Below are 19001 nucleotides of genomic sequence, written 5' to 3'. Positions count from 1 at the left end.
GCATTCATCCCACTACCTTAGAGGTAGGGGATTTCTGCGGTAAAATGTTAAAACAACCAACCACAACGCTAGTCCATTGGCTTGTGTACGGCTATCATATAATTGACATCGACGTTTTGTGCCAGCCAGTAGCGCTTGGTCAGCGGATTATAGTGCAACCCAATAATATCCTGACGCGTAAACCCAACGTTGACTGCCATTTTATCTAGCTCGGCTGGAGTAATGAACTTGGCATAATCATGGGTTCCACGATCTAGCAAGCGCAATACATACTCTGCCCCAACGATAGCAAATAGATATGACTTTGGATTGCGGTTGATGGTCGATAGTACGCACACGCCACCCGGCGCCAGTAGCTCAAAACATGCCTGTACAATTGAACTTGGGTCGGGCACGTGCTCTAGCATCTCCATGCAAGTCACCACATCGAACTGACCAGCGTGAGTTTTGGCTAAATCTTCTACTGGAATGTGCTGATAGCGCAAAGTCTCCTGCAAACCGCTTTGCTCTGCATGGAGCGCCGCTGCTTTTAAGTTTTCAGTACCCAAGTCAACCCCGGTAACGTCAGCGCCACGACGAGCCATTGACTCCGACAGAATTCCACCGCCGCAACCAACATCAAGCACCTTTTTGCCAGACAATCCTGCATCGGCGTCAGCATCGGCATCCTTACCATCGTTGTCCGTACCGTTAGATGCGTAGCCACGTTTCACATTTTCTTCTATCCAATTCAAACGCAGTGGATTGATTTCATGCAAAGTCGCAAATGCGCCTGTATTACTCCACCATTCCCCTGCCAGTTTATTGAACTTTTCAACTTCACTAGGATCTACATTGATGGTTGCGGTTTGAGCTTGAGTGCTGTCGTTTGAGTTACTCACTTGATCATTAGCAGAAGGTGAAGAAGGTATGGCTGAGCTCATGAGGTGTCCCTTTATTATCATTGTCATTATTGCGTTATATAGTACACAACTATATGCCTAATATTAGCATGAGATCAACAACTTTGTCGTGAAGTACATCGTCACTGATTGTGAATGGCAGCACCGTAGAACCTTTAACTGCAATAAGTAAAAACAGCATGACAATGGTGGATTACCTGTAATGACATAACCGTCTCGATAACCTCTTTGGCAGGTTTTAACGATATAGACAATAGACTGTAAATAACAGCTCACAGCTTTACAACCGTTCGTTAAGAATCAGATTCACAAACACACGTATTTTACGTTATCATAGTTGATGATTTGCGATAACAAAATATCTATATATGGTACTCGGTACAGCATCGTTTATGACGCCTACAACAGTACTCGCCTGTTGAGGCAGTAGAGAACTCCATCACACCCTATAACATATATACCTCAAGGATAAAATATGAAACGTGTCATCACAATGACTGGTCTAGCCATGGCCGTTGGATTTGCCACTATGGGCGCACAAGCCGCTGACTATGTCGCCGGAAAAGACTACCGCGTACTGGAAAATCCAGAAAAAATCAGCGGTGATGCCATTATCGTTCGTGAATTTTTCTGGTACGGCTGCCTGCATTGTAACGTGCTCAACCCACATATGGAAAAGTGGGCAGAAACCAAAGACAAAGATGTTGCGTTCTTTAAAACACCAGCCGCAATGAATCCTGTTTGGGAAACCAATGCTCGCGGGTTCTATGCCGCGCAGCTACTAGGTTTTGAAGACAAGACTCATGATGCCTTGTTCGATGCCATTCACAAAGATGGTCAAAAACTGTTTGATCAACAGTCATTGAGCAAATGGTATGCCTCACAAGGCGTGGACGAAAAGAAGTTTAACAGTCTTTATAATTCGTTCGCGGTTGGTACAAAAATTGGTCGCTCACAAGCAGGTGCTAAACGCTATCAAGTCACAGGGGTACCAACTGTTGTGGTACAAGGGAAATACGTAATCAGCGGTCAAGATGCTACTGTACCTAAAATCGTCGACCATTTGGTTGATAAAGTACGCGCTGATAAAAATAAATAATAGATATGTAGGTCCAATGACATACAAAAAAGCCAATCACTCAGTGATTGGCTTTTTTTGCAGATAGTCCGCTCTAAAGTCTGGCCTATTTTTTCAGCTGCGACAAAATCGCTACTTCACGAATATAGCTGGCCAAATCTTCTTCTGATTCTGCCATCAGTTCGTCATCTTGCATATGCTTGGCATATTCAATCCACAGTAATAGCTGGTACATACTATTACGCTCCGAGGCTTTATATTGTTTGACGAATTGCTTCAGTGTACCTTCATCATTGATATTTAAGCGCTCATACCAGCTTTCTATCTTAGAAGCCTGCTCTTTAGGAAAAAAGGCATCGAACAATGCTTTTACCAATGCATGGCGGTCCTCTTCGCTGATAAGCTTACCGACCCGTTTGGTTTGGCGATTACGAGCGTTCGCACTGGTAATGTCTGCCAATGCCATCAATTCAGCCATAAAATAATCACTGACTGGCAAGGTTTTGAGCTGTTTTTTCGATAAGCTGGCAAGGGGTATTGATAGCTGCTGCAAGCGCTCATGGGCTTTTTTGAGTTCTGTGCGCGAGACGCGCATATCCTTTTCTGACCAGTCAACCATAAAAACGTTCCGAAATAATAAAAATAAAATGAATAAGGCAACTAAAGATTCATGCCTCTAGGCGGCATTACCACCGGTTTTTTTCACGATGCTTGGCGAGCACCTTGACGCCGACAGGCATGACATCAGCCAAACGGCGCTGTAGCGTATCAGTAATAAATACCGAGCGATGCTTACCGCCAGTGCAACCAATCGCAACCGTCACTGTATGACGATTATTATGCAAGAACTCTGGTAACCAGCGAGTTAAAAATCTATCGAGATCATCAGTCATCTCGGCAACTTCTGGATAATCAGCAAAAAAATCAGCAACTGCCGTGTCCAATCCCGTCGATGCACGCAGCTTGGGGTTCCAGTGCGGGTTTGGCAAAATTCTCACATCAAAGATAAAGTCTGCATCAATAGGACTCCCATGTTTGAAACCAAAAGAGAGAAGATTGATCACGATCTGAGTATCGATACCTATGTGTTCACGCAATCGGTCTTTCAACTGATGGATATTCAGCGTGCTAGTATCAATTCTGATATCGGCTAGACCTTCAATCGGCTCCAACAGTTCTGCTTCTTTTTTTATCGCCGCAGGGAGATTAAAGGCGATATGTCGAGCGTTGTCACTGTCGACATCTTGTGACATCAATGGATGCACGCGGCGAGTGGCGTTAAATCGTGCTACTAATGTACCCTCTTGCGCCGTGACATAGACGACCCTAACAGCACGCTTCCCATAAGTCTCTTTTAATATTCTATGAGTCTCTGCAAAGTTGGACAAATCGGCGCGTGGGGTGCGAATATCAACCCCAAGCGCAATACGATTGATACCACTTTCATTGACGAGCTTTTTTGCAGCAGCCGGCAACAATGACAGTGGCAGGTTATCAATTGAATAATACCCTAGATCTTCTAAGATATTTAATACCGACGTTTTACCAGACCCTGAACGCCCTGATACGACTAAAATACTAAGCTTATCAGCGTTTGTTGAGTCTACTATCGTCTGCTCAGATTCACCATTCTTCCTACCCTGACTTAAATCCATGACTCACTCACCTTAGCCTATAGTCAACCCACAATAAAAAAGAGACTTCAAATTTTGATTATCTTCTACTGTTCACGACCCCTGCAACATACGCAGCATAATCTGTCACTGCAGCTAACTCACTGTCACCAGTTGATTGTCTAGCAAACGCGCCCGTCCTAGCTGAGCAGCCACCAGCACGATCAAGTTTGGTTTTTCTTTATTGAAGTTTTCCGTAGTCACTACCGGTGTCAACTGCTCGGTTTTTACCTCTAGATAATCAATTACAAACCCAGCTTCAGTGATACGCTTGTGAGTATCAGTTAGTAAAACATCCAGAGCGGCGACCTGTTGTGAGTGAAGCTGACTACTTTGCAGTTGCTGAGCCAAACGTTGAAGCTCTTGATGTAATACAGGCGCAATCTGGCGTTCCGCTTTACTCAAATACTGATTACGAGAGGATAACGCCAATCCGTCTTCAGCGCGAATAATAGGTGCTTCTATGATCTCGATTGGATAACTCAAGTCACGAACCAGTTGCTTAATGATTGCTAACTGTTGGTAGTCTTTTTGCCCAAAAACCGCTACATCCGGTTGTACGATGTTAAATAGCTTCGAGACGACGATTCCCATTCCATCGAAGTGCCCCGGACGCGACCGTCCACATAACTGATCGGCAATAGCACCAGCGATGACAGCAGTCGGTGGCGGTAATACTGGGTACATCTCCTCGGTACTCGGTGCAAACACATAATCAGCACCGACCGTCGCTAGTTTTTCAACATCTTTGTCTAATGTCCGTGGATAACTGTCTAGATCTTCGCCTTCACCAAACTGAGTCGGATTGACAAAAATGCTGACAACGACAATATCAGCTTGCTGCTTTGCGATACGTACCAGCTCCAGATGTCCATCATGCAAGTTGCCCATCGTGGGCACTAATGCGATACGATGCCTTCCCTCCGACTTGTCACTAGGGTGGTCACTTTTTGATCCACGATAAAGCTGTAGGTCGGCTCGTAATGCTGAAATCTGCTGATGAATAATTGGCATGGTGAAATATTCTTTTGTCTATAATCGCAAAACGAAAAATTAGCTAAACTGATGCTGCTCGGCGGGGAAACTACCGTCGCGCACTGACTGCTGATAAAGCGCAAAAGCGCCTTCAATACTGCCCGCATCATTACGCTCGTCAGTCAAAAAATCATGCACGAAGCGCGGGACTCGACCGTGTGCCATGCCTAGCATGTCATGCATGACCAGTACTTGACCATCAGTATCTGCGCCGGCACCAATCCCAATTACAGGCACTGCCACAGCGTCCGTCACTGCCTTAGCCAGCTCGGCGGGTACACACTCTAGTACCAATAATGCTGCGCCTGCTGCCACCACAGCCTTGGCATCAGCAAGCAGTTTATCCGCCGCAGCCTCATCGCGACCTTGGACTTTATAACCACCGAAGACATTGACAGACTGCGGTGTTAAACCTAAATGCACACAAGTCGGCGTACCCGCTTGCGCTAATTTTGTGACCAGATCACACAGCTCGCTACCACCTTCAATTTTAATCACATGCGCACCTGCTTGCATGAGCTTGCGACTATTGGTTACCGCTTCCGGCAGGGTTACATAACTCATAAAAGGCAGATCAGCCAAAATCAATGCGCTGTCATTACTGCGCGCGATATTGGCGGTATGATACGCCATATCATCAATCGTTACAGGTAACGTGGAGTCATGGCCTTGCACGACCATTCCCAGACTATCACCAATTAAAATGGTATCAATCTGCGCCTTATCCATCATACGAGCAAACATGGCATCGTAGCAGGTTAAGCAAGTAAACTTGGTACCCTCTTTTTTCAGCTTGTTTAGGGTGGATAATGTCGTCATATGACCCTCGATTAATCTGCAATACTATGAATCAGCTACTGAAGGCTGTTCAGTTTATTGTTAGCGTATTGATTAGCCATCCGATAATAGCGTTAAGCCTGTCCAGTCGCTGCTATAAGCATGTTTTTCTATGGCTTTTCCAGCGATGATAAGCGCGGGTTCCAACTCACGTAGTGGTACCAAAACAAAGTTGCGCTCGAGCAATCCAGCGTGCGGTATGGTCAATGTTGGCTCAGTGATTTGTCGCTGATCATAGAGCAAAACATCAACATCCAGACTACGCTCGCCCCAGCGACGCAAGCGCGCACGTTTTGCTTGCGATTCTAGCTGTTGGCAAAATGCCAATAACTCAAATGGGGGCAACGTGGTCTCAAACCCTGCGACCGCATTAACAAAATCAGGCTGGTCTTGCGGACCCATCGGTGCTGAGGCATAAAACGAAGAAACACGAACCGAACGTACTTGCTTGTGCTGCTGCATAGCCATCAACGCATGCTGTAAATGCTCTGCAGGTGTTCCTAGCTCATTGGCAAGATTGCTTCCTAATCCAACATAACACATCGCCCAATTGGCATTGGCCATATGACTGCTCATAATGCTCAGCTCACTTTATTATTTGCAGGTTATGCATTGCTGCTTGGCTGACGGCGGCGACGCTTAGACGGTATAGGCCCTTTGTTATCAGTCCCTTTGCTGCTCGCAGCGTTGCTTGTCTCTGCTGGGCTGCTTTTAGCAGGCCTAGGTGCTTTCTTGGGATATTTCGCCGCAGCTTGGTCTTTTGGGGCAACAGAGCTAGTATCCGCGCCGCTATTGTCGGTACTGATATTGTCGGTAGACACTTTCTGACGACGACGTTTATGCGGTATCGGCGCATTATTGATGCTCACTAGTGCAGGAGTCTTGGCAATCGTTTGCGCTGGCCTGACTTTTGCATTGCTAGTAGGACGCCCGCCTTCCACTGGTTTTTCTACTGGCGCTTTGTCAGCACTATCTACCGTTTTACGTTGTTTTGCCTTTTGGCTACGCTTAGATGACCCCTTTGATGCTTCAGGTAGCTGTTTTTTTAATGGCGGCACGACTTTTTCGTGCTCTACCACAAACAGCGGCTCAGGATGATGCGCTGGCTGCTGTTTTGATTGACGTTTTGACTGATCATCACGACTGGCCAGTGACAGTTCCTGCAACTGCGCTAACTCAGCGGCATCTTGCTGCGGCTGTTGGTTGTTATGGCGGCTATTTTCATGCTTACCAGCAGTGGACTGAGACTTTGCTCGGCGGCGACGCGCTGGCACATTCGATGAATCATGCGCCATTGGTTGTTTTGACTCAGCTTTCGCTGTACTGTCACCGGTGTTTTGTTGCTTAGCCGTTGAGGTATCAAGAGTCTTACTGTCCGAGTTTTGGCGATTACGTCCACGACTACGCTGTCTTTTTTTATAAGAACCGCGTCGAATGCTTTCGTCAAAATCATCAATCGCTTGTTGCTTCTCTTGCTCAGATAGTGTTTGGTACGTCTGCCACCAAACTCCCATCTCATTGGTCGACTCTGATAACGGGTGGGCCGCATCATCACACTGTTCGCGCAATAATAGAAAATCAAAGGCGGCACGAAAGCGAGGATGCTCCGCCAACTGTTCGATTTGTTTGTTACGCGGGGCGGATAATTTGGGCTGCAAAATCCAGATATCACGGATGAACTGCTCAGCGAACTTTGGAATGGCAGTTTTAATACGCTGACGGTCGATGACTTTACCTGCCGCATGCATCTGAGCTTCAGCGAACGGCATATTACGCTTTTTCGCTTTTTCTAGCTGATGCAGGTAGTTTTCCCACAATAAGGCTGCATAAAAGAATGCAGGATTGATACTTTTGCCTGCGGCAATACGCTTGTCAGTATTGATCGCTACTTGCTGGACTAAGGCACTTGCCTCAGAGGGTGGATAGATGACCAAACTATCTATCGCGCCTGACTCGAATAACAACGGCAACAGCGGTACTAGATATCCGCCTGTAAACATCTTTTGCGTCTCATCATAGAGCCTGTGCGGCGATATTTGCTCAAGCAAAGCCCAGTTGCTCTCATGAAACTGCTCAGCCAGTGCCTTATCAAACTCAAAGCCAAGCTTGGCTTTGAATCGTAAAGCACGCAACAAGCGTACTGGATCTTCTTCGATACGGACTGACGCTTCCCCTAACAGACGAATGATCTTGTTATCAATGTCGTCCAGCGCATCGCAAAAGTCATGCACCACGCCTTTAAGCGGCTGATAATACAATGCGTTGATCGAAAAATCGCGACGAGAGAAATCCTGTTTGATATCGCCCCAGACATTGTCACGCAGGATCATGCCCTCTTGGTTGGTATTGCCCTTACTGGTCGGTGGGCCACGGAAAGTGGCAACTTCAATCAGCTCACGCCCTGAGTACACATGCGCCAGCTTGAAACGGCGACCAATAATGCGGCAGCGCTTGCCAAAGACGTCTTTAATCTCATGTGGCTTGGCATCAGTCACTGCATCAAAGTCTTTCGGGCGCAGACCCAACAAAGTATCACGCACCCCGCCACCGACGATATAGGCGTCAAACCCAGCTCGGGTCAATGTTGTGATGACTTCAGTAATGGAATTGGGTAATTCAGATTTATTCAGTTCTAACTGCTTGGCGGCACGCTCGGCCATGCATCTACTCCTCGCCGGTATTCTTTGATCGCTCCTGACAGACACAGTGTTCATCAGGCGGATGTAGCGGATAGTTTAACAAATTTTGTGCTTACTGGGTGCGTTATGACGTTTACTTACGTGCTATTTTGTCAATATTGGCATTAATTTGGGCAAAATGCTGCCATTAATCTTGCACGCTGAGGCGTGATTGATTGTCCTCAACAGTTTTGGCACCAATGCCTTTGACCTTTGTTAAATCTTCCACAGTTCTAAAACGGCCAAACATCTCGCGGTATAAAATAATTTCTTGCGCTTTACTACTACCAATACCATGCAAGGATACAAGCTCACCTTCACTGGCAGTATTGATGTTAATCGTGGCATTATCTCGTGCTTGAACCTTAGCTTCCTCTTGGGCAATCAGATAATCGTAAGCCTGCTGAGGATCATCAAAACAGGGCGTAGTATTGGCGTTACTGACCCTCATCAGAACCAACACAAGGCCAAAAATAGCGACATTAAGCCAACTGGCACGGATAGCACTCGCACCAAATACACTGGCACACGAAAGTTTATAACAATCGTTCATGTTGTTTCGCCGCTTCCCACAGTGCATCCATTTCTGTGATATCACTGTCTTCTAAGCGCTTGCCAGCTATCGCTAGCTGCTCTTCAATATAACCAAAACGTGATTTAAATTTATGCACGCAGGTCAACGTTGCCGCTTCTGCATCGAGGTTGATCTTACGCGCCACATTAACCAGCGCAAACATACAGTCACCCAGTTCTTTTTCAATCTCTTTGATGTTGGCCTTGCTTATATTGTATTTAGCATCTTCTTTAGCTTTATCTATTAACTCGTTTTTTAGCTCGGCTATTTCTTCATCTAGCTTATCAAATGCGCCTGCTACTCCTTCCCAATCAAAGCCCAGCTTTGATGCCTGTTTTTGTACCTCTTGCGCCTGCATGAGCGCACTACCTGCTTTGAGGCTGTCCAAACGCCGCTTGGGTTTACCACGTGCCTCGCGCGCACTTTGCTCTTCCGCTTTGATCTCATCCCAACGTACTTTTACTGCTGCATCATCTTTCAAAGTTTCAGCCTCAAACACATGAGGATGACGACGAGTCAGTTTTTCTTGTAAAGTGCGAATGACATCGATCATATCGAAGCGACCCTGCTCTGCATACATCTGACAATGAAAAACCACTTGCAGTAGCACATCGCCTAACTCACCTTTGATGTCTTCGTCATCGTCGCTTTGTATGGCCTCACCCAGCTCATAGGCTTCTTCGATAGCATAAGGGATCAGGCTATGGTTACTTTGCTTTCTATCCCATGGACAGTCAGCACGCAATCTGGCCATTAATGCCAAAAGGTCGTCAAGTTGACCGCTGGCCTCTGGTGACCCTTGCACTGGTTTAGGTGCTGAGATTTTATCTTCTAAGTGACTCATAAGCGATGCTCTTAATGATACTCTTATATCTATTTTTGGCTTTATATTATCTGGCTTAAAACGGTTCTTAATAGTCTAGAATACGGCACAGCTTAGTAGATATTTTAGTGGCAAAAACCTACACTCAACGCACCATTTAGGTTATTCTCTATGCACTTAGTGTACCATTGAACGCATATTAATTTGTACTCGTACAATCTACTTTATTATCTGACTATGCCTATACGCAAGGAATCTTTTTTATGTCTACTTCTGCGACCGCTAGCTACCAACCAGAGGTTAAACTCAATCCCATTACTATTAACTCATTCAAGGCATATGATATTCGTGGAGAGTTGGGAGTCAATCTCGACGAAGCCATTGCTTATCGTATTGGTCGTGCTTTTGCACAGATCTTGTCCGAACGTTATCACGCCGCAGATACTACATCCGGATTAGAGAACTTGAAACACACTATCGTAATTGGTAGCGATATTCGCCACTCTAGCGAACAGCTAAAGCAGGCCGCTATCCGTGGCATGATGGATGCAGGCATTGATGTCATAGACTTGGGCATGACAGGGACAGAAGAAGTATATTTCGCCACCAGTTACTATCAGGCGTTGGGCGGGATCGAAGTCACTGCCAGTCACAACCCAATCAACTACAACGGCTTAAAGTTGGTAAAAGAACACTCAAAACCCATCAGCGCTGATGATGGCTTGGCTGAAATCCAAGCACTGGCAGAGTCTGGGCAGTTCAACAATATGAGCCAGTCTGGAGCCTTGCAGCTACTGACGGATAAAAGCGCTTATATCGACCATGTCATGACTTTCATCGATACCGATAAGCTGCAGCCGCTAAAGCTAGTCATCAACTCAGGAAACGGCAGTGCAGGCCCTACGGTGGACTTATTAATCGATAAATTGGTACAAGCAGACGCACCAATTGAAGTCATCAAGCTGCATCACACACCTGACGGTAGCTTTCCAAATGGTATCCCCAATCCGATGATCGAAGCCAACCGAGTGGCTACTCAGCAGGCGGTGCTAGAAAATAAAGCCGATCTGGGTATTGCTTTTGACGGGGACTTTGATCGCTGCTTTTTATTTGATGAGCATGGTAAGTTTATCGATGGTAGCTATGTCGTCGGTATGCTGGCACAAGCCTTTTTGAATAAGTACCAACATCAAGAACAGGGCGAGCCCATCGTCTATGACCCACGAGTGATATATAACACCGAAGCAGTGATTGCAGAACATAATGGTCAGGCCGTGCTGAGTAAGTCCGGACATTCATTCATCAAGCAAGTCATGCGCGAATCAGGCGCTGTGTATGGCGGTGAAATGTCTGCCCATCACTACTTCCGAGACTTTTTCTACTGTGACAGCGGCATGATACCTTGGCTGCTGACCATCGAATTGTTATCGATCACGGGTAAAACACTGTCAGAGTTGGTCACAGGCTATATTCAGTCCTACCCCAGTTCAGGTGAGTTAAATTTCCGTCTTACCTCCGACGATGCACCGACGATTATTAGTGCGATTGAAGAAAACTATAATGCTGAAAATCCAAATAAGTCCGTACTTGATGGTCTCAGTCTGAACTTTGGTGACTGGCGTTTCAACTTACGTGCCTCGAATACCGAACCTCTTATCAGGCTAAACATCGAAACTCGTGGTGACGAACAATTACTAACTCACAAAACCCAAGAGATAAAGACTTGGCTTAGTAAGCAAGGTGCTGTGTTAGTGTAGTGTCAAAATATATACGGTTATATTTATGTTCAAAAACTAAAACAGGCTCGCTAATTATTAATAGCGAGCCTTTTCTTTCATTTATGAACAGTAGCATTATCTACAGTAAGTAGACTTACCAAGTCACATACAGCCAACCATATCTATTCAGATTGGCTGTATCAAATTCACTTAACTCGACCGATGCCCCTATAATCACCCACCAAGCTATCGATTTGCCTCCTTGTCAATGCGTTCTGTGCGTCAAATACTGGTATCGCTTGTTGATTAATTTGAGCGATGTCTAACTGCTCTTGAGGCGACCAGCTGACGATAAAAATAGCATGCGTGTTTGGTAACGCTTCATACGGATCAGATGCCAGTTGAAACAACGGCTGCTGACCATAGCGTCCCATAAGCTCTGTTTGTGGTCTATCAGTGTACACAATGGTACGAATATTATAAGACCACAGTAACGCTAATAAAGGATGAATAGCCGAACCAACCGTACGTCCAGACCTTGGCTTATAGCTACTACCCCAAATCATCACCGTTTTACTATCAATAAAGCCATCGAAGTACCGCCAAAACTTACGGAAAATCAACTCTTTTTGATCATCGTTAATGTGCATGACTGAACGTAGTAGTGGCATATCTAGACTATGCACCTGCCCTGACTGCTGCAATTTATTCAGTTCTTTTGGTAGCGTGTTACCGCCGAATCCCCAACCTGCTTGTAGATAGCTACTGCCAATACGATCGTCAAGCCCAATGATATGACTGACCTGCTGAATATCGATCTTATTATGATCAGCATTATGACGATCAGCAAAGCGTGACATCTCATTCATAAAACTCACTCGGGTCGCTAGCATACCCATTATGCTACTACGAGCAAACTCAATCGTTGCGATATCAGCATAAAAAAACGCGCGCGCATCGAGTCGCAAAGGCTGTAAAACTGATAGCTTATGGGTACTACTCTGTGGCATTTTCTCACCGACCAACCATAAAGAAGGTGCAAGCATCGAACTATAGGCACTCCCTTCCTGTAGAAAAGCAAACGGAATATAATAAACCCATGCGCGCTTGAGGCGTTGCGCTAACTCTGATATGTGGCCGATTGCCTCAATACCACTCATAATCAATGGTAGGCCTTGTTGACTGCTATGATTAAAAGCCGTTACCCACCCATCTTCCAACCAAACTGATTTAACAGTATCCAAAAACAACCAATACAATATCACATTTTCGCTATCACCATTCTCAATAGAGGGAGCATAGCGTTGCAGCAACAGCTCAGCACTATCAGGCAGTTCTTGATTGATAATTCGACGCTGTTGAACATACATTTGCCATAGTGCTGGTAAGTGCCGCTCAAAATCGTATTGTTGCAGCTGCTGCTCTAGCACTTCAATATTTGAGTATAAATGCACGGTGTTACCTAAGCTGGCTAACACCACCGCACTAGTAATGGCTTCAATACTATGCCCTACTATTACACATGCATCAGTTTTTTTGCCATTGTTTTGGTTTGATGTCTGCATATATTCAGGAATATAATCTTTTATAGAATCAGCACTCATAAGCTTACCTTAGCAACCATGTTTACGTGTCAGCAGCTTTAAGAAAGCTGTTTAATATGCTGTAATAACTGTTCGGTAGATTTGTCGAACCGCCCCTTCCTCTCGTGTTGCATAGCATGATGCACCGAGTCTGCCATTTGCTTACCCATCTCAACGCCCCATTGATCAAATGGATTGACATCCCAAATACTAGCCATAACGTAGACCTTATGCTCATAGAGGGCAATTAGGGAGCCTAAGCTATAGGGGGTCAACTCGTCAATCAAAAGCGTCGTGGATGGCTGGTTGCCACGATAAAACTTGCATTTATCGGTAACCACACCTGTATCAACTTTGCCATCTGCTACCGCACGATTGCCAAAAGCCAATACTCGGCTTTGCGCCAAACAATTCGCCAGTGATAGCTCATGCTGCTGCTGTAACGATGTATTTTTTAGCGGGCCATCATAACGGCGCACGCAGGCAATAAAATCACAAGAGACCTGTTGCGTGCCCTGATGTAACAGCTGATAGAACGCATGCTGGGCATTGGATCCAATCTCACCCCATAATATAGGGCAAGTATCATAATCAATACGCTCACCGTGCAGTGTCACAGACTTACCGTTACTTTCCATTTCGAGCTGAGTGAGGTAACTAGGTAAATAGCTCAAACGGCCATCATAAGGAAGCACCGTGTGAGCATTGACTTGTAAAAAAGTGCTGTTCCACACAGCAAGCAAACCTAATAATACCGGTATATTATCTGCGAAGTCTGCTTCGGCAAAATGCGTATCCATGTTGTGCGCACCGCTTAACAGCTCCTTAAATCCTGCCATACCAATACGAACAGCGATGGCCAATCCAATCGCCGACCATAAAGAAAAACGCCCACCAACCCAGTCCCAGAGCTGCAACTGATGCTCAGGATGTATACCCCAAGCATTCATTTTTTCATTATTGGCTGAAATACCGATAAAATGACGACGTAGCACGCTGTCTTCGGTACCTGAACGTAGTTTGGCAGTTGCAAGCAGCCATGACAATGCTGTTTTAGCATTAGACAAAGTATCAACCGTACCAAAAGATTTGGATGAGATAATAAACAAGGTAGTTTCAGGCTTGAGGTACTTCAGCAAATTATCCAGCTGCGTACCATCCATGTTGGAGACAAAGTGTACATTTACAGAAGTATCCGCCCACTCATCCAGCGCCGTCTTAGCCATCAACGGCCCCAAATCAGAACCACCCACACCGATATTGACCACATCGGTGACGGCTTTGCCCGAAAACCCACGCCAGGTACCACTGCGGATACGCTCAGACATTCTGGCTACCTGAGCTAGACTATAATGCACATCCGAAACGACATCTTGATCATCAACTTGCAAACTTGCCGTCTCTGGTAGGCGCAGCGCCGTATGCAAAGCAGCACGAGACTCACTGGTATTGACCATCGCGCCTTGCATTAATGCGTCAATTCGTTCAGACAAGTCACAGCTGTCAGCCAGACCCAACAGGCTGACTAACACTTCCTCATCGACACATTGCTTACTATAATCCATATATAGTGAGCCAGCTTGCGTGCTGAATCGGGCAGCACGTGTATCATCTTTCTCGAACAAACTGGCAAGCGACCATGATCGCATGGCAAGCTTCTGTAGTTGCTGCCAGTATTTCGATTGACGAGCACAGTGGTACCGTTTATCTTTTTCCATCAGCTATTCACCACCTGCCAACTGCTGCTGAGCAAAGTACATAAACGCCTGCATGTATGACTTCATATCGCCGGCATCATAGCTACTGCCACTCATCGTAGTGACATTGACACCATACTCACTTATTAATGCATCAATAGCATCCGTTAGCTGAATTTCACCACCGACTGAAGCTTTGGTATTAGCTAAGTAGTCAAATATTTGATGACTAAAGACATAACGACCAACCACAGCCAGTTTTGACGGGGCATCCGCCAAGCTGGGTTTCTCTACAAAGCCTGCGACCTTAAAGCTAGCATTTGCTTTTGCTTGTCCGTCAGCAGCACTCGTATCACTCAATTTAGCAATACCGTATTTGTGCACGTCTTCGTCTGCTACTTGGTCGACCAATATTTGTGAATGACCATCTTTAGCAAAGGCATCAATCATGAATGCTAAGTTGTCAGCAGACATATTAGTGGTATAGGGATCTAGTACGACGTCAGGTAATAATACGGCGAAGTCGTTCTCACCAATGATGGGATGGGCAGCCAATACCGCATGACCCAATCCTAACGGCTTGCCCTGACGTATCATCGATACCGTCACATCATCTGGCAACCAGTTCAAACTATCAGCCAATTCATCTTTACCTTTACGGCGCAGCTGACCATCTAGCTCCGCATTGACGTCGAAGTAATTTTCTATCGCACTTTTTTGTGCATGACCGACCAATACAATGTGCTTAACACCCGCAGCGATCGCCTCTTCAACGACATAATGAATAGCAGGACGACTACCTAGCGGCAACAGTTCTTTTGGTACAGATTTAGACAGTGGCAGCATACGCGTGCCAAAGCCTGCTACAGGCAGTACAGCGAACTTTACGTTTTTCATAATCTATCCTCAAAATTCATTTGAAATATGGTTTAAATGACAATTATTACTTAGTTATTTTGATAGCAAGTAGTGTTTACTCACAGTGTCGATAAACGCATCAATATCTGACTTAGGTAATTTGTTGACACCTGCAGCTCCTTCCCTGCCACCACCAGTAGCAAACTGACTACATATAGTACTGGCGCCATATGGGTTATTTTTTGGCGCACGCAAGCTAATAGCAAGAGAGCCTTCCGCATTATGAGAGGCTATTATCACAGGCTTATCAGGGTTTTTGGCGGCTAATTGGTTGCCATAAGTACCACTAATACGACGAGCCCACGCGGCGTCCTCAAGCAACAGAGCCACTAGCTTGTCATTTGAGCTAATATTTTCAGATGATTCAACCTTGGTCATATCATCCATATAACCTTGTTCCAGTTGCAAAAACGGCGACTCTTTATCCTGAACAATATCAAATGGTGATTCATAATTGGCTAATAAGTTAAACATTTCAGCAGGATCAAAATGCAAATCTTCCACCGAGCTACCGTAGCCATTGTAATTCACTAAAACGCCCAGCTTTTTCAGCTGACTCTGCTGGCTATCGTTTAAATTCAGTCTTTGAATGTGACGTTTAGCGATACTATCCAGCCCATCACCATATGCTGACGCTACTGCCCACAAAGGATATTTGTCTTGCAAATACGCATTCAATAGTAGCCCTGTGCACACCGTTGGCTCAGTATTAATCTTAGTCGTAAGCTTTTCATGCTCAAACAGTTTATCTGCTTTATGGTGATCGCAGTAAAATAGGCTCTGACATACTTCTAAAACCTGTTTAACACCATCCACGTTTTTATCAAAAGATACATCTAGCACGGTGATGGGCGCCTCAAATGCCAAGTCGTCAGTTATTTGCTGTACTAACGATATGTCTCGTTTGACACCAGTCACCAGATGCTGTTTGTCACTTCCGTGTATCGGATGTGCTTTTCGCCATTGGATAAGCGAAAAGATACCATCAGCGTCGCCATTGAATACATCTATATAATTCATCTTCTATCACTTATTTAATATAACTATTGGCAATCAGGTAATCGACAACTTCTGCGGCTGCCTCTTCGATATTTTTACCATCAGTTTCTAAGTGAACCTCTGCAGAGTCTGGTGCTTCATAGGGTGAGTCAATACCAGTGAAATTGGGTATTTCACCTGCTCGAGCCTTTTTATATAACCCCTTAGGATCACGTTTTTCACATTCTGAAAGTGGTGTATCAATAAACACTTCTATAAAATCTGTCCCTATAAGCTCACGCGCAGCCTCTCGGTCAGTAATAAACGGTGAAATGAAGGCAGTAGATACAATCAATCCAGCATCATTAAACAAACGGCTAATCTCACTGATGCGACGAATGTTTTCTACCCGATCAACATCGGTAAAGCCCAAGTCCTTATTTAAGCCATGACGGACATTATCACCATCAAGTAAGTAAGTATAATAACCTCTATTGTGCAACATACGATCTACCGCGTTAGCAATCGTTGATTTCCCAGATCCAGAAAGCCCGGTATACCATAAAACGCAAGGCTTACTACCTAGTTTTTCTTGGCGCTCAGCTGAAGTAACAGCGGCGTCATGCCAGACGATATTGGTTGCTTTAATCATAGAGTTTTCTCACAAAATTAAGTTAATATAAAATGTTTTTAAGAGCATCTAAAACGGATAAACCATTGGAATAATCATAACACAAATAACAGTCACAACTAGGGTAACCAAAGCCCCTACTCTCGCAAAATCTTGAATTTTATATACCCCGGTATTGAATACCATAAGGTTTGTCTGATAACCAAAGGGACTGATAAAAGAACAAGAGGCACCAAAACAAACTGCTAATATCATAGGATAGGGGTCAATGCCCACTCCCACTGCAATACTATAAGCAATCGGAAACATGAGTGCGGCGGCAGCATTGTTTGTGAGCAGTTCGGTGATAAGCGTCGTTAACAGCAGCACACCAAGCAAAGTCCATGAAGGAGCCAGTCCTGATAAACCCGTTGCAGCAAGCTCTGCAATCTTTGTATCCAACCCCACCGTATTCATAGCATTTGCCAAGCATAATGCACTGATGACTATCAACCAGATAGACATCGGAAAGTGCCGCTTAATCTCATTGACTTCGATGCATCCCGTTAGCAACAAAGCGGCAAACAGATACAGAGCCAAATTAAATAGCGATTGTCCAGTGACGACTGAGGCAAGTATCATTCCGATGAAGCCAAATATTACTAGCTTTTCACGCCATCCGGTAATCATACTCTGCGGCTTGACACCTGATAGCACATAAAAGTTTTTGCGGATGTTATTGCGACTTGAAAAATCCGGTCCCGTTGCCAAGATTAAAATATCACCAGCCCGTAGCCTCACCTCTCCAAGCTTACCACTGCATTTGCCGCTTTCTCGTCTGACAGCGACGACAGCGGCATCAAACTTTGCACGAAACCCTGTCGACTTTAGGGTATTACCAACCAAGCTTGAGTCTTGTTTGATAGCGACTTCAGTCAAGGTCTGTGTCGGTAGTCCACTATCCTCAGCAAACAACTTCAGACCGTCGTACTGGCTTAATACCTGAATACGTTTCACGTCGCCACAAAAAATCAGTTTGTCACTAGCCTGTATATGATCATGGTGAGATACGGGTGCGATAATACGGTTGCCACGAATAATCTCTACTAAAAACAAATCTACTAAATTACGCAGCTTAGCTTCTTCTACTGTTTTACCGACCAAAGATGAGTTTGCCTCGACTTTCGTCTCTACAAAGTACTCATCAATAGGCTCTTTGCTCATTGTTTTTTTAGGTAGGATCTTACTGGTAAAGTATAAAACCACCGAACCTACGGCAAAAATGACCAGACCTATAGGCGTTAGATCAAAGAAGCCAATAGCATCATGACCTTGCTTGACCCACATACTATTCACTACTAGATTAGTAGAGGTACCAATTAATGTCATCGTGCCACCCAACGTCGCGGCAAAACACATTGGTAACAATACTCTAGATACATTAATACGGCTGTCGTTTTGAATGGCATTGATCATAGCTGCAACAACAGCGGTATTGTTCAGCAAAGCAGACGATACGCCCGAAAATGCGATGGTACGTATCAAAGAAGAACGTTCGGACTCAAAAAAGAGTATGCGGGTGATGTTCGTTAATAGACTGGTTTTTTCTAATGCATAGGAGATTAATATAAGCAAAACCAAAGTGGCTAGCCCCTGGTTGGAGGCATTACTTAGTAAGTCATCCGGGCTAATCCAACCTAAGGCAAAGACTGTCAGCAACACACCACCAAAAATAGTAGTGGTATAATGCTGAAACTTCACAAGTAATACTACGAGAGTAGCGAGTAACGCTACCATAAACCACATCGAAAAAGTCATAATCTAGTATATCCAAAAAATATATGGTGGTGTTCTAAAAAGTATGCTGGCATCAGACGTAGCCATAATTGATGTAAAA

General features: G+C 45.0%; 17 protein-coding genes. 2 read left to right on the top strand and 15 right to left on the bottom strand.

The window, feature by feature from the left end:
- Positions 1 to 68: 68 nt before the first annotated feature.
- The gene (ubiG, locus tag L0J61_RS02170; protein ID WP_301464685.1) at positions 69 to 923 is read right to left on the bottom strand and encodes a bifunctional 2-polyprenyl-6-hydroxyphenol methylase/3-demethylubiquinol 3-O-methyltransferase UbiG; all 855 of its coding nucleotides are present in this window, start codon (positions 921 to 923) and stop codon (positions 69 to 71) included.
- Positions 924 to 1377: 454 nt separating this feature from the next.
- Between ubiG and L0J61_RS02165 the strand changes: the two genes are divergently transcribed.
- Positions 1378 to 2001 (top strand): thiol:disulfide interchange protein DsbA/DsbL, encoded by a 624-nt coding sequence (locus L0J61_RS02165; protein WP_301464684.1) that lies wholly within the window; start codon positions 1378 to 1380, stop codon positions 1999 to 2001.
- An 85-nt stretch (positions 2002 to 2086) separates the two neighbouring features.
- Here L0J61_RS02165 and yjgA read toward each other — a convergent pair whose 3' ends face one another.
- The 8 genes from yjgA to mazG all read right to left on the bottom strand — a co-directional run bounded on the left by yjgA (position 2087) and on the right by mazG (position 9621).
- Entirely contained in the window at positions 2087 to 2599 is a 513-nt protein-coding gene (yjgA, locus tag L0J61_RS02160) for a ribosome biogenesis factor YjgA (RefSeq protein ID WP_301464683.1), read from the bottom strand.
- Between the two features lie 67 nt (positions 2600 to 2666).
- Positions 2667 to 3635 (bottom strand): RNase adapter RapZ, encoded by a 969-nt coding sequence (rapZ, locus tag L0J61_RS02155; RefSeq protein ID WP_301464682.1) that lies wholly within the window; start codon positions 3633 to 3635, stop codon positions 2667 to 2669.
- 114 nt (positions 3636 to 3749) lie between these two features.
- Positions 3750 to 4667 (bottom strand): pantoate--beta-alanine ligase, encoded by a 918-nt coding sequence (gene panC / locus L0J61_RS02150; protein ID WP_301464681.1) that lies wholly within the window; start codon positions 4665 to 4667, stop codon positions 3750 to 3752.
- A gap of 39 nt (positions 4668 to 4706) precedes the next feature.
- Positions 4707 to 5507, bottom strand: a complete 801-nt coding sequence (panB, locus tag L0J61_RS02145) for a 3-methyl-2-oxobutanoate hydroxymethyltransferase (RefSeq protein WP_301464680.1) — start codon at positions 5505 to 5507, stop codon at positions 4707 to 4709.
- Positions 5508 to 5579: 72 nt separating this feature from the next.
- Positions 5580 to 6101, bottom strand: a complete 522-nt coding sequence (gene folK / locus L0J61_RS02140) for a 2-amino-4-hydroxy-6-hydroxymethyldihydropteridine diphosphokinase (RefSeq protein WP_301464679.1) — start codon at positions 6099 to 6101, stop codon at positions 5580 to 5582.
- A 29-nt stretch (positions 6102 to 6130) separates the two neighbouring features.
- Positions 6131 to 8185 carry a polynucleotide adenylyltransferase PcnB gene (gene pcnB / locus L0J61_RS02135; RefSeq protein WP_301464678.1) on the bottom strand — a complete coding sequence of 685 codons (2055 nt, stop codon included), beginning with the start codon at positions 8183 to 8185 and terminating at the stop codon, positions 6131 to 6133.
- 166 nt (positions 8186 to 8351) lie between these two features.
- Complete coding sequence (locus L0J61_RS02130) at positions 8352 to 8756, bottom strand: ComEA family DNA-binding protein (protein WP_301464677.1); 405 nt, start codon at positions 8754 to 8756, stop codon at positions 8352 to 8354.
- Complete coding sequence (gene mazG / locus L0J61_RS02125; protein ID WP_301464676.1) at positions 8740 to 9621, bottom strand: nucleoside triphosphate pyrophosphohydrolase; 882 nt, start codon at positions 9619 to 9621, stop codon at positions 8740 to 8742. The genes L0J61_RS02130 and mazG overlap by 17 nt, the downstream gene beginning before the upstream one ends.
- Positions 9622 to 9863: 242 nt before the next feature.
- On the opposite strand from mazG, the gene L0J61_RS02120 reads away from it, so the two are divergent.
- Positions 9864 to 11357 (top strand): phosphomannomutase CpsG, encoded by a 1494-nt coding sequence (locus L0J61_RS02120; protein ID WP_301464675.1) that lies wholly within the window; start codon positions 9864 to 9866, stop codon positions 11355 to 11357.
- Between the two features lie 167 nt (positions 11358 to 11524).
- Here L0J61_RS02120 and L0J61_RS02115 read toward each other — a convergent pair whose 3' ends face one another.
- From L0J61_RS02115 to L0J61_RS02090, 6 genes are read right to left on the bottom strand one after another with little or no spacing between them, the layout of a single operon-like run.
- Positions 11525 to 12922 carry a UDP-glucose/GDP-mannose dehydrogenase family protein gene (locus L0J61_RS02115; protein WP_301464674.1) on the bottom strand — a complete coding sequence of 466 codons (1398 nt, stop codon included), beginning with the start codon at positions 12920 to 12922 and terminating at the stop codon, positions 11525 to 11527.
- Positions 12923 to 12960: 38 nt separating this feature from the next.
- On the bottom strand, positions 12961 to 14619 hold the full coding sequence (pgi, locus tag L0J61_RS02110; RefSeq protein ID WP_301464673.1) for a glucose-6-phosphate isomerase: 1659 nt from the start codon (positions 14617 to 14619) through the stop codon (positions 12961 to 12963).
- A 3-nt stretch (positions 14620 to 14622) separates the two neighbouring features.
- Complete coding sequence (locus L0J61_RS02105; protein ID WP_301464672.1) at positions 14623 to 15495, bottom strand: UTP--glucose-1-phosphate uridylyltransferase; 873 nt, start codon at positions 15493 to 15495, stop codon at positions 14623 to 14625.
- Between the two features lie 54 nt (positions 15496 to 15549).
- On the bottom strand, positions 15550 to 16536 hold the full coding sequence (locus L0J61_RS02100; protein ID WP_301464671.1) for a DHH family phosphoesterase: 987 nt from the start codon (positions 16534 to 16536) through the stop codon (positions 15550 to 15552).
- Positions 16537 to 16546: 10 nt separating this feature from the next.
- A complete protein-coding gene (gene cysC / locus L0J61_RS02095; RefSeq protein WP_301464670.1) occupies positions 16547 to 17146 on the bottom strand; it encodes an adenylyl-sulfate kinase in 600 nt (199 codons plus the stop codon).
- A gap of 48 nt (positions 17147 to 17194) precedes the next feature.
- Positions 17195 to 18922, bottom strand: a complete 1728-nt coding sequence (locus L0J61_RS02090) for an SLC13 family permease (protein WP_301464669.1) — start codon at positions 18920 to 18922, stop codon at positions 17195 to 17197.
- Positions 18923 to 19001 lie beyond the last annotated feature (79 nt).

This window comes from Psychrobacter sp. (assembly GCF_030457785.1).
GTDB lineage: Bacteria > Pseudomonadota > Gammaproteobacteria > Pseudomonadales > Moraxellaceae > Psychrobacter.
The sequence above is the reverse complement of the archived record's forward strand: the minus strand, read 5'-3'. Positions and strand labels throughout refer to the sequence as shown.

Coding starts and splice junctions, on each gene's coding strand:
- ubiG (WP_301464685.1), bottom strand. CDS start 923: ATGAGCTCAGCCATACCTTCTTCACCTTCTGCTAATGATCAAGTGAGT.
- L0J61_RS02165 (WP_301464684.1), top strand. CDS start 1,378: ATGAAACGTGTCATCACAATGACTGGTCTAGCCATGGCCGTTGGATTT.
- yjgA (WP_301464683.1), bottom strand. CDS start 2,599: ATGGTTGACTGGTCAGAAAAGGATATGCGCGTCTCGCGCACAGAACTC.
- rapZ (WP_301464682.1), bottom strand. CDS start 3,635: ATGGATTTAAGTCAGGGTAGGAAGAATGGTGAATCTGAGCAGACGATA.
- panC (WP_301464681.1), bottom strand. CDS start 4,667: ATGCCAATTATTCATCAGCAGATTTCAGCATTACGAGCCGACCTACAG.
- panB (WP_301464680.1), bottom strand. CDS start 5,507: ATGACGACATTATCCACCCTAAACAAGCTGAAAAAAGAGGGTACCAAG.
- folK (WP_301464679.1), bottom strand. CDS start 6,101: ATGAGCAGTCATATGGCCAATGCCAATTGGGCGATGTGTTATGTTGGA.
- pcnB (WP_301464678.1), bottom strand. CDS start 8,185: ATGGCCGAGCGTGCCGCCAAGCAGTTAGAACTGAATAAATCTGAATTA.
- L0J61_RS02130 (WP_301464677.1), bottom strand. CDS start 8,756: ATGAACGATTGTTATAAACTTTCGTGTGCCAGTGTATTTGGTGCGAGT.
- mazG (WP_301464676.1), bottom strand. CDS start 9,621: ATGAGTCACTTAGAAGATAAAATCTCAGCACCTAAACCAGTGCAAGGG.
- L0J61_RS02120 (WP_301464675.1), top strand. CDS start 9,864: ATGTCTACTTCTGCGACCGCTAGCTACCAACCAGAGGTTAAACTCAAT.
- L0J61_RS02115 (WP_301464674.1), bottom strand. CDS start 12,922: ATGAGTGCTGATTCTATAAAAGATTATATTCCTGAATATATGCAGACA.
- pgi (WP_301464673.1), bottom strand. CDS start 14,619: ATGGAAAAAGATAAACGGTACCACTGTGCTCGTCAATCGAAATACTGG.
- L0J61_RS02105 (WP_301464672.1), bottom strand. CDS start 15,495: ATGAAAAACGTAAAGTTCGCTGTACTGCCTGTAGCAGGCTTTGGCACG.
- L0J61_RS02100 (WP_301464671.1), bottom strand. CDS start 16,536: ATGAATTATATAGATGTATTCAATGGCGACGCTGATGGTATCTTTTCG.
- cysC (WP_301464670.1), bottom strand. CDS start 17,146: ATGATTAAAGCAACCAATATCGTCTGGCATGACGCCGCTGTTACTTCA.
- L0J61_RS02090 (WP_301464669.1), bottom strand. CDS start 18,922: ATGACTTTTTCGATGTGGTTTATGGTAGCGTTACTCGCTACTCTCGTA.